The organism is Paenibacillus sp. TAB_01 (genome assembly GCF_043945595.1).
Taxonomy (GTDB): Bacteria; Bacillota; Bacilli; order Paenibacillales; family NBRC-103111; genus Paenibacillus_S.
The window spans coordinates 848,982-859,979 of the sequence record NZ_JBIFNP010000001.1 but is presented as its reverse complement, the minus strand read 5'-3'; the positions used below and the strand labels follow the sequence as shown (position 1 = coordinate 859,979).

At 54.0% G+C, this 10,998-nt stretch carries 9 protein-coding genes and 2 pseudogenes; 2 read left to right on the top strand and 9 right to left on the bottom strand.

Features of this window, described 5'->3' with window-relative positions; genetic code table 11:
- Positions 1–197: 197 nt before the first annotated feature.
- The 5 genes and pseudogenes from ACHHV8_RS04195 to ACHHV8_RS04175 all read right to left on the bottom strand — a co-directional run bounded on the left by ACHHV8_RS04195 (position 198) and on the right by ACHHV8_RS04175 (position 5,613).
- Positions 198–1,742, bottom strand: coding sequence for a helix-turn-helix transcriptional regulator (locus ACHHV8_RS04195; RefSeq protein WP_395157038.1), 1,545 nt, complete (start codon positions 1,740–1,742; stop codon positions 198–200).
- Positions 1,729–2,511 (bottom strand): hypothetical protein, encoded by a 783-nt coding sequence (locus tag ACHHV8_RS04190; RefSeq protein ID WP_395157036.1) that lies wholly within the window; start codon positions 2,509–2,511, stop codon positions 1,729–1,731. The genes ACHHV8_RS04195 and ACHHV8_RS04190 overlap by 14 nt, the downstream gene beginning before the upstream one ends.
- A gap of 143 nt (positions 2,512–2,654) precedes the next feature.
- Positions 2,655–4,230: pseudogene (locus ACHHV8_RS04185) on the bottom strand (glycoside hydrolase family 43 protein).
- Between the two features lie 233 nt (positions 4,231–4,463).
- Complete coding sequence (locus ACHHV8_RS04180) at positions 4,464–5,177, bottom strand: MFS transporter (protein ID WP_395163416.1); 714 nt, start codon at positions 5,175–5,177, stop codon at positions 4,464–4,466.
- Positions 5,062–5,613 (bottom strand): MFS transporter, encoded by a 552-nt coding sequence (locus ACHHV8_RS04175; RefSeq protein ID WP_395157034.1) that lies wholly within the window; start codon positions 5,611–5,613, stop codon positions 5,062–5,064. Before ACHHV8_RS04175 ends, ACHHV8_RS04180 begins: the two co-directional genes overlap by 116 nt.
- Positions 5,614–5,888: 275 nt before the next feature.
- On the opposite strand from ACHHV8_RS04175, the gene ACHHV8_RS04170 reads away from it, so the two are divergent.
- Complete coding sequence (locus tag ACHHV8_RS04170) at positions 5,889–6,011, top strand: hypothetical protein (protein WP_395157032.1); 123 nt, start codon at positions 5,889–5,891, stop codon at positions 6,009–6,011.
- Positions 6,012–6,032: 21 nt separating this feature from the next.
- A pseudogene (locus ACHHV8_RS04165) lies at positions 6,033–6,608 on the top strand (class I SAM-dependent methyltransferase); the annotation flags it as partial.
- 61 nt (positions 6,609–6,669) lie between these two features.
- Here ACHHV8_RS04165 and ACHHV8_RS04160 read toward each other — a convergent pair.
- The 4 genes from ACHHV8_RS04160 to ACHHV8_RS04145 all read right to left on the bottom strand — a co-directional run bounded on the left by ACHHV8_RS04160 (position 6,670) and on the right by ACHHV8_RS04145 (position 10,966).
- Positions 6,670–6,765, bottom strand: coding sequence for a YjcZ family sporulation protein (locus ACHHV8_RS04160; protein WP_395157030.1), 96 nt, complete (start codon positions 6,763–6,765; stop codon positions 6,670–6,672).
- Positions 6,766–7,141: 376 nt separating this feature from the next.
- Positions 7,142–8,275, bottom strand: a complete 1,134-nt coding sequence (locus ACHHV8_RS04155) for a helix-turn-helix transcriptional regulator (protein WP_395157028.1) — start codon at positions 8,273–8,275, stop codon at positions 7,142–7,144.
- Between the two features lie 127 nt (positions 8,276–8,402).
- Positions 8,403–9,572, bottom strand: coding sequence for a hypothetical protein (locus tag ACHHV8_RS04150; protein ID WP_395157026.1), 1,170 nt, complete (start codon positions 9,570–9,572; stop codon positions 8,403–8,405).
- A gap of 686 nt (positions 9,573–10,258) precedes the next feature.
- Positions 10,259–10,966 (bottom strand): sialate O-acetylesterase, encoded by a 708-nt coding sequence (locus ACHHV8_RS04145; RefSeq protein ID WP_395157024.1) that lies wholly within the window; start codon positions 10,964–10,966, stop codon positions 10,259–10,261.
- Positions 10,967–10,998: the final 32 nt, after the last annotated feature.

The window sequence follows — 10,998 nt, the reverse complement described above, 5'->3', positions numbered from 1 at the left end:
AGAACCTATCAAACTAGTAATTCGACATACTTTTCATTCATTCCTTCTAATTTTTCCAGACTTTGGACTATAGAAATTACCGTTTTAGAATACCCTGGCGAGTTGATAATAGATTGTCACAACTTAAAAGAATAAACCTGGGCCAGCGCCCAGGTTCCCGGTAATTTCAACTTGATGGAGAAATTCACATTTTAATTTTACGAGTAATCGCCGTCACGTTCCCGGTATTGGCCCGGCGTTTGGCCGAACGTTTTGCGGAACGTGCGGATAAAGGCGCTAATATTTTTGTATTGCAGTCTCTCCCCGATTTCGGAAATTTTGAGCGTTGTCGTTTCCAGCATAAGCCTGCCCATATTCATCCGGTATTCGGACAAATATTCGCTGAAAGTGACCCCCATCTCTTTCTTGAATACACGGCTCACGTAAACCGGGTGAAAGTTTAAGGCGGATGCGCACGATTCCAGCGTAATACCGCGGTCATACTGCTCATGGATCATACGGACCATCCGCTCTGCAATATTGCCATACTGCGCATCAGCTTTCTCCGACAGCAGATTGACGACCGGGCCGAACAGCCGCGATTCGAACCATGCCGCTATCTCCTCACGGGTCTGCAGCTTGAGAAACTTCTCCAGCTCCCTTTCGCCGACCAGCACCTTCCCTGCCGAGGCCCCCTGCTCCTGCATCAGCTGCACGATCCGCGAAATAAGCTGAATGAATAAAAGCGGAGGCTCGCATGCAAAGCTGTCCTTGACCAGCACGGCGTTCAAATAATTGCGCAGCGCCTCCGATGCCTGGTCTGCTTTCAGCCCGCGGAGCGCCTGCACGACTCTCTCCTCAAGCGCTTTGACCTGCGTGTAAACGACCGCTTCCCCGTTCTGCTCGATATCCTCGTAATGCACAATGATGTCCGAGCCCAGGCTCATTCGGCATCGAAGGGCCGCGAGGCTCTCGTTATACGCCCCGATCGTTTCAGACGGCTTCGCAAACGCGGAGCTGATACCGATACTAACCTTCAGCTGCAAAACCTGCTCTACCTTCGATTGGACCAGCTCCGCCATCCGGTAGACGCGGGCTCTGAGAGGCTCCGTTTCATCCGTGTCCAAAGCAAGCAGTGTAACCTGGGACGTATGAAGCACAATCGGACTGAATCGCCGGTCCGGCGGCAGCAGCTCGGCGACGATATTGTTTACCGCAAACAGCAGCAGCTCCCGGTCTCGCTCCTCATAACGGGTCCCCTGCAAGGAGTCGATCTGTACCGCCAGCACGCACAGGCGGCCCCAGCCCGCCGGAAAGCCGTACATCCGGGAACGGTACAGAAAATCCCCGTCCGTCATTTGGCCGCAGAACAGCTTCAGCACAAAAAACTCCTTTAGCTGCGCTGTTTGACCCTTCATCTGCTCCTGCAGCCGGGAACTCGATACAGTCAGCGTTTCGAGACTCGCCTGAATATATTCCAGCTCGTCTCTTCGGATACCGTGCCGTGAGGTCTCCGTCTCCACGGTTTGCGTCAGCTCGAACAGCCTGCCGATCGGCGAATACATCCGGCGGCTGCCGACGAATGCAAGGCCGGCGACGACAAGCAGAATGAGCAGACATGCCGCGACGGTCGCGAGAGCAATCTTTTTCGTTTCCTTGGTCATCTCTTCGATGGATACAACCGATACGTACGTCCAGCCGTTATGACTCGAAGTGCGGTACAGAGCCGCAGCATCCGCTCCCTGGAGCTTAAAGCGAAGCATTCCCTGCTTCCTGCCGCCTTCCCGCTCCTGGGAAGAAATCTGTCTGCTGATCTCTGCATATGACGCCCGATCCGGCGCTGCCGATAAAAACACATGCCCCTGCGGGTCCGATCACAAAGCTGCTGCCCAGCCGGCTGGCCGGCGCCAAGCCTTCCCGAAGCTCCGCAGCGGAAATCTGAACGATCAGCAGCCCTTTGGGCTCGCTCGTCTTCATCTGCATCGGCAGCTTCATAACTAGGCTGACCGTATCGGCCGGCTTGTTCTGAAGGTCTTTATCGTTCGGCTGCTGACCGGCGGCCTGCCCTCCGTCCTTATCCGTACGCCAAAACATATTGGCGGGCTCCGCCGCATAAGCCGTAAACTCCGGCAGCTGCTCCAGCTCGCTCAGCTGCTTCAAGGATTCCAGGCTGATCGCCCAATTATGGCCAAAATTGACCAGATACGCCTGTTTAACGATCGCAGGCCCGCGCAGATGGGCCAGCTCTGTCGTCAGCTCCCTGACCCTTGCGAAATCGCCGCTCGTCAAGCCGCTGTTCATTACCGACTGTACCGCAGACGAGTTGGCCAGCTGCATGGCCGACATTTCCAGCGTCTGAAGCATCTGCTCCACGCGCATCTGGGTTTGCAGCAGCAGCTGCATATTGCCCTCGTTCACCTTCGCTTCGATATCCCGGGTAGCAATGGAATAGGAAACGAGGCCGATCAATACGGTTGGAATCGTCCCAAGCACGAGGCTGAAGCAGAGCAGCCGCAGTAAATAATTGCGCACCCCCGTTCCCCCTTCCTTTCAAAATCCGCCTCCGGATTTTTTCTGTTTTCTTCCATTTAAGCAAGCGCGTCACATTCGCGCGCATCTGCCTCCGCTTCAGGCTCGCATGGCTCCCTATGCTCCCGAGGCTTACAGCCTGCCTTCTAAGCGAAACGGAACCAGTCGAAGTCCGCATAGCCTCCTTCTGCCGGCACCGTGCCTGCAGCGCTCTGCTCCTCGAACCGGAGGCAGAACAAGCCCAGCTTGGCGCCGACCCAGCCGCCCGGCACGGCTGCGAACGGCTCTCCTACCGCAGCGTACCGCTCGCCACCCAGACTGTACTCGAACGTGCACCGCGCCTCAAGCTCCACCTGGACGCGGAAATAAACCGAACGGGTCCCTTCCGGCAGCGGCAGCGCGACTGCCGTCTCCTCCGCGGAGCTCTCCTTGCCGCCCGTGCCGTGCACGAAGACAAGCCGGGTTCCGCCTGCCACAGACTCAATGGCAATATACCGGTATTGGTGTCCGAACACGGTCAGTCCCGCCCGTTCTCCCGGCCGCCCCGGCACAAAATCGAGCTTGGTGCCGGCTGTAAAGCCGGGCGCCGGTAGTTTCTGACACAGCACGTTCGGCGCTTCATACAACGAGAGAGCCGTCCCCGCAAAAAGCCGCAGATGGCCCGGACGCGCCGCAAGCGAAGCCCATTCCGGCTTCCGGTTCGCCTGCCACTGCCACTGCAGACCCATAGCCGGTCCGTCGAATTCGTCGCTCGTATCCGGCACCGTAAACGGCCACTCGCGTCCGACGTCCGGCTTCCGGTACTCAAGCACCGGCTCGCCGATGCCGTCGCCGTTCGTGTCTACGCCCATTACAGGCCAGTCCTCCTCCCAGCGCATCGGCTGCAGGTGGATGATCCGCCCGTAGGCTCTACGGTCCTGGAAGTGAACAAACCAGGATTCGCCCGAATCCAGCTCGACGAAGCCTCCCTGGTGAGGCCCGTTCACTACGCTGTCCCCTTGGTGCAGCACGATTGTATCCTCGTACGGCCCCATAATATGCCTGGAGCGGAAAATCGTCTGCCAGCCCGTCGGCACGCCTCCCGCCGGAGCGAAAATATAATAGTATCCGCTGCGCTTATACAGCTTCGGCCCTTCCAGCGTCGGATGGTCTAACGTACCGTCGTAAACAATGCTTCCGTCGTCCAGCAAGGCTTTGCCGTCAGCGCTCATCCGGCAGATTTGCAGCTTATGCTTGATGCCGCAGCGGCTGTTGGCGAAAGCGTGAATCAGATAGGCCTGTCCGTCATCATCCCACAGCGGGCAGGGGTCGATCCAGCCCTTTACCGCCTTAACCAGATGCAGCGGTGTCCAAGGTTCGTGCAGGATCGGCGGCCGTCGTCATATAAATGCCCTCATCCGGCGCGCTGAAGTAAATCCACAACTTCCCGTCATGATGGCGGATGCTTGGAGCCCAGACCCCATCTCCATGACGCACCGTATCGTAGCCGCCCGGAAGCTCGTCTTGAATTGCATGAGACAGAAGCGTCCAGTTGACCAGATCCTTTGAATGCAGGACAGGCAGCCCCGGCAGGCTCGTAAAGCTGGAGGCGGTCATATAAAAATCTTCTCCCACTCGGATCACGTCCGGATCGGAATAGTCGGCATACAGAATCGGATTGCGGAAACGTCCATTGCCCAGGTCGGCGTACCATACCGGCCGTTCTTGACGATTAAAGCTCATCGGTCATAGCTCCTTTATAGGTTTGATCTGCAGCAAGCATGCTTTCGAGAAAGCGCTGTCTTTTCTCATACCCTTATTGTAATGGAAGCGCCCCCGGGCATCTACACCATACATGCTCAAATCAAAAAAATTGAACCTTTCTTGCACTAGGCCAGCTTACTATGAAGCCTGGGCGGACAGCGCCAAAAAAGCGCAGGTTTCCCCTGCGCCCTAATATCCGCTCCGCGCCCCCGTCAGGAGCTAAGACTGACCTCCGATTGCTTCTCCCTGGCGGCAACCATTACAAGCACCAGCACGCAAGCCAGTGCGATCCACGCATTATACAAAAATACACTGCGCATCCCGAACGCTTCACTCGCAAATCCTCCGGCAAAGCTGCCGATAATCCGCGCCACGCCGAGACTAAGCAGCGCGTGGAACGTTTGGCCGCTCGCCTTAAGCTCCTTCGGCACCTCTTGATTAATGAACATCGCAAGCGTCACGGACAGCACGATAAAGATAAGCCCGTGAAGCACTTGAGCCGGAAGCACCCACAGCGGATTATCGGTGAAATAAAAGGAGAACCACCGCAGCGATGCAGCCACGCTGGAAATAAGAAGAATGTGCGGAATCCGGATGCGCTTCAAGATCCGCTGGGCGAACAGGAGAAACGGAATCTCGCTCAAAGAGGAGATGACCATCGACCAGCCGAGCAGCACGCTGTCGCCGCCCAATTGCCGGTAATACACCGGAAAGAAGGTATAGTAATACCCCAGCGTAATTTGCAGCACCAGGCTGATCCCCATATAGGTCATCAATTTGCGGTTTTTGAACAGCACCCAAATTTGCATTTTACTTCCCGCCGACTGGTAGCCCGAAATACGCGGGAACCGGGTCAGCAGCAGCAGCGCCCCAAACATGATCAGGGCATAGACAGGAAACATATATCCGATATTGTGATCGGCTATGAAGCCGAACACCAGCGACATGATGGCGTAGCCGACCGTCCCTCCAAGCCGGATCGGCTCCAAACGACCATTTCTTATGCTTTTCCAGCTCTTCCAGCGTAATCGCGTCGCTGATCGCGGAAATAGACGTTTGAAAAAAAGTAAACAAGCATACCATGAACAGCAAATAAGCAAACGCCGTAGACAGCGGAAAAAATAAAATGATCACGCAGCAGCCGGCGATGAGCAGGGCCAGGACGGTATTTTTCGTCTTCGCGCGGTCTCCGACAGAGCCCCATAGGGGCTGGGCCAGTACGGCGACGAGCGGTCCCAGACTCAGCAGTGTGCCGATCTGCGTCGCTGAGGCGCCGATCGATTGAAAGTACACCGGCAGATACGTGCCGTATACTGCATTCCCCATATAAAATACCATATAAAACAGCAAGAAATAGGTCATCGATGATCGTCTCCGCTCTCTTGGGATAAATAAATGGTCAGCATGCACCCTATTATCGCACCCGCTCGGAGGGTTGACAATGCAATTTCGCGACATGCCGGCCGGAGCTTAGATCAGGCATGAAGCGCCAGCCTGCCGCTCCATTCCTTTCGGAAGACGCCTCCTATCCGGCACCGCCATTAGATAAAATGGAAGCTTGACCTGCAGAATAGCGGTGCAAAACGCTCCTTTCTACATATGATGAGATAAACCCCCAGGGAAAGGACTAATTACGTATGGAATATTTGGATATGCTCGCCAAATTGGGTGTCGGTAACGCCCATCCCGGCGGATTTGCCGCGACCCTTAGGCAGCTGGAGCAGTACCCGCTTCCCCCGGCTCCCGGATTCTCGAAGTAGGCTGCGGTACCGGGACGAGCCGCCTGCTATTTGGCGTCGCGGGGCCATGAGGTAACCGGGCTCGACATCCGGCCGGAGATGATTGCCAAGGCCAAGCTGCGCGCCGAGAAGGAACGGGCTGCAGCCTATTTTATTGAAGGCGACGCTTGCGCGCTTCCTTTTCCCGACCGCTCCTTTGACGTAATTCTTGTAGAATCGGTCTCTATTTTTACGGATACGTGCAAAGCGTTTACGGAATACTGCAGAGCTTTGCGCGACGGAGGCAGACTGTATGACAGAGAAATGGTTCAGCTCAAAGCCATGCCGGAGCATATGAACGAGGAAATCACCCGGTTTTATCAGGTAGAGCGAATTCGGGATCTGGCGAATTGGGAGGCGCTCGTGAAAAAGGCGGGATTCGAGAAGCAGCAGCTCGACGGCCCTTTTCCGTTTCCGGATATAAGCGAGGATCTAGTTCAGTACCCCGACGATCATCAGCTGATCGACCCCGGCTCCTTTACAGATCCCGATATTTGGGAAGTAACGTCAGCCTACAATCGAATCATGGAGCAGTACCGGGAATATATCGGATACGTATTAATTTGCGGAACCAAATAAAAAGCAAAAAAGGAGCAAGAATCCGTTATGGACTCTTGCTCCTTTTTCTGATTTCCATCGATTAGATCAAGAAACCAGCAGAAAGAATGATGACCAACAAGATATAAAGAACCAGAATGATGCCCGTCGAAGTATATCCGCATCCAACGCCGCTCATGGAATTCCCTCCTTCATCGTTTTCTATGACATGATATGCGCCTTCCGCCAGAATTGTATGGATTATAACCCATACCGAATTTGAAACTCTTCACGGCGGCTGTCTTGTCCTTTTAACCTCGAGGGGGCCAGCCGCCGGGAAGGAGGGATGAACGGAGTTAGTCGGCGACGACGGACGGCAGCGGATTTTGCCGGTGGCATTCTTCCATGACGGCGATTTGCTGGCGCAAATGCTTAACTGTCAAAAAGGCTCGTACGATGGGGCAACGGCTGCAACCCGATCATACGAGCCTGGTCTTGCATAAAATGCTGATCCATTTCATTTTTCTAGGATCCAATAGTTCCTGAGTTCTGCACAAACGGCCTCCTGAAACCAATTAATTTTCCTCCGGTCTATCCAGGTCCGGGTTAAAGTCCTCGGGCAGCTTCGAGCTGACTTCCCGGTATTGACCGGGTGTGATACCGGTCATGCGGCGAAAATAACGAATAAAATTTTGAGGGTTATTGTAGCACAATGAATCTGCTATCTCCATAATCTTCATATCTGTATTGGCCAGCCACTGCTTGGCTATTTCCAAACGATAATCGGACAGAAATTGATTGAAGCTGCTGCCCGTCTCCTGCTTAATAAGCCTTCTTATATAGCTGGGGTGAATATCCAGCCGTGCCGCAACCGACTCAAGCGTCAAATTCTGATCAAATTCCAAATGGATGATACGCTGTACCTCTTCGATAATGCGAAGGCGCTGCGCATTCCGGTTCAAATGAATGGCTTCAATAACAGGAACAATACATTCATGGTTAATCCATGCGATCAGCTGGCCCCGGTTTTTTTTCAGCAGCATATCGATGTACAGATTGTCTTTGTTGACCAGGTAATGGATGGAAATGCCCAGATCAGCCGGAATTTTGAGAATATCGATAATGATTCGCAGCAGCGCGAATTGATATTCCTGCAGCATTACATTGTCACGCGGGAGCTCGTGGATGATTTCCTTAACGGTTTCCTGCGCTTTGGCGGTATCCCCCGATTTAATCGCTTGGCTTAAAATTTGCAGCTGTTGGATTGGATACCGGACAACATTTTGTTCGGAGGGCTGTAAATCCTGCAAATAAAGCACAGCTCTTTTACCGAATTGAATCTGGTATTTCAGCGCTTCCAGCGCTTCCTGATAAGCCAACTGCGAATGATCGATCGCAGCATGCTCGGTCCAATTTACAGTGTGAGCAGCAGACGGCAGATGGGAAACCGTGACTGAAGGTAAAATACGGCTGGCAAAGCCCAACGCTTGTTCACTTGCCTCCGCAGCTTCAGCGAATTCATGGCGAAGATAGCGGCGCCACACCTCCGGGTCGGTATCCGGGTTAAATAGCAGCCGGCCCCACAATCTGTAGTAATACTCATACTTCTTCCAATCGCTGATGCCGAGCTTTAAAGCCGGATCTGCGTACACGTCACGGCCGCCTGGATATCCGGTATCCTTCCTTGCTTTATACGTTAGCGGCTCCATGAGTTCTATACCCTGGCTGCCGCAAAACACGCCGTTTCTTCCATAACCCGCGGCCATAACGGGATCGCCCCATAGCAGCAGCCTCTGCGTCCCCGGAAAAATACGATAAATCAGCCCGTACTTGCGGTCAGTCCTTCAAAAAGTCGGCGTAACCGTAACGCGTATGCCGTCTTCCCAAAGACGTAACCGTTCTGTCGGTATGGGAAGGAAGGCTGTAATCCGGCAGCTCCAGATCCCGTATCGCCGCTTGGTGATACGGCAGCGCCAAGTGCTCGGCATGATATTTGGCTGAGACCAGCACCGGCATGCCCGTATCGACCGCAAGCTGGATCATGTCCTCGTCGACGCCTTTGGCGTGCAGGTCAATTTCCACACGGCGTCCGCAGTCGGTAAATGCTTCGAACACCGTTTTCCAAAATTCATGCGCCGGTTCGGGAATACCGCTCTCATAGTGGACCCGCAGCGTAACGCCATCGATAGTAGGGCACGCCTGGAGCAGCAAACGCAGCGCATCGCGGCAATAAGCAGCGTGATTGTCCGGATTCAGCCCCTTGATGACATAATTCTCATGGAAGCAATCGACGAGCTGGTACGCATGCGTCCAGAGCGCCAATTGAAAATGAATCCCCCGGCGTTTCGCTTCCGTGCTAATAAAACGCAGCATTTTCAAATTGAGCTCACGTTCCTTGACCGGCAAACGTTTGGCTTTGACATCATAACCGGGAACGTCGACAAAAAAGGGATAAGCGAAGCAAAAATAGTTGTCGCTAAGATCCGGATCATGTCCGTTATCTATGCCCATGCCCAATGTCAGATTGAATTTATTCAGTCTTTGCGTTGTTAATTCAGTCAAATACTCCAGCCAAAAGCTTTCATCATAAAACCACGGCTTATCTTCTATCTCGCTGGAAAATACCCGTTTAATGCTTCGTACCGGATTCAACGACTTCTCAATGATACGGTCAATCGTCTGCAAATCGGCTATCGGATCGGCAGCATACTTGACCCGGTCCGCCAGTTCAAGAATCGCATACATCAAGCCCCGCGCATCGGCTCCGGCGGCAACGAGCACAGCTCTGTTGTTCCAATCCGCTTTAACCAGCCCGTACGATTCGAAACCATCGGCAACAATCACCTGCAATTGCTGCAAAATATCACGAGCCGGCTGTACCTTGCTTCCCGAGAGCAGGATGCAATAATCGGTTTCGGCTGTCTGGTCGATTTGACTAACTTCGTTTACGCCGATGCCCCGGCTCGCAAGCACCTCGGCAAGCCGTCCTGCTGCCCACAATATCATGCTTTCCGAAGCTGCGCATCAGCCGGATTACGGACGATCGTGACGACCGGATACTGCTGTTGATTGTTGTTCATGTGTTTCCTCCCACTACTAGTTTCGTTGAATTCTTCTAGATCCCGGCGGGACCCGTGATGCTTTCTTCATCCATCCTGTCTGAAGCATCCGGGCCATGTGTCCAGTTTCATGAAGTGTCATCAACATACTATTGGTTGGAAAGTACCGTCTATAATCATTTTTAGACAAGCAAATTCTCTTGAGAATAAGTCTTTTCAGGCAATAATCATTTTTGTATGCTTGAATAATCCGAACTGGCGCACCCGAATAAAGCGGATTACTTCCTTGTTCATAAATGCTTATAGGACAAGTTCATCCGGTTTACCGTCACTCCCTTTATCGTACAAGCGTTCCGATACAACCTGTGCCGCGGTACCGCGATACGGCGGTGCCGCCTGCCATGCGCCGATATTTGTGCTCAGGCCATTGTACATTGCAGTAAAAATACAATTATTCCGACCGGTATTCTAGACAAAATCAAAATAACCCCACAAAGTGGGGACCCGAAAACATATCCATTCTAGCATGTCAAAAAAAGACGTTCCCCAGCGTCTCATCGATTGTCAGTGTCACCTGTCGAAGATTCGCTTGGAACGTCTTGCTTATCGAATAACCGGTTGAGCCGGACGGTCTCAATAATTCATTTGCACGTATCGTTCGGCGAAGCGCCGGCCCAAGGCTCTGGCCGAATCCGCGTCATAATGCAGGTCATCGCCTTTGTGGGTCAAGCCGGCCGTATCCACCCAGCCATAGTTGGCGTAATTCTCCTGCGCCGCCTCCACCGCCTCGTTAATAAAGCGGGTATAGGGCGATGCCTCCTCCCGCAGAAAGGTGCCGAGCTTCGCGGCAAGGAAAGGCACCCGGTCCCCGCAGCCAAGGTCAGCGCGCACATCCCGTATCAGCGAGAAAAACCGCTCCTTATAAGCCTGCGCGAGTTCCAGCTCGCCGGTGTCGCTCTCGCCCTGCGCCCACAGGATGCCGCTCAGCTCGCCAGCTTCCAGCGCGGCCTGGGCCCGCTGCACCGCCTGCTCGTACAGGTCGGCTCCCTTGACCCAGCGTTCGATCCGGGTGCCTCCGACCGCACACGGAATCAGGCCGACAGGCTGCGGAAAGCCGCCTTGCACCAGCTGCTCCGCAAAGGACAGGCCCGGGCCGACTCCCACAATATCCGGTTTATCAAAATGAAGCGGATCGGCGGCAGGCTTCCAGGTCAGGTCCTGAGCCAAGGTCCATATACCCTCGGCAGCGGCAGGCTCCGAGCCCGTCAGCTCGCCTCTGCCCGCCATATTCGATTGGCCGATCAGTAAAAATAGCTTCATGCGATCAGGTTTCGTACTCATCACAGCACCTCCGTCATTTTAACGTATCTCAT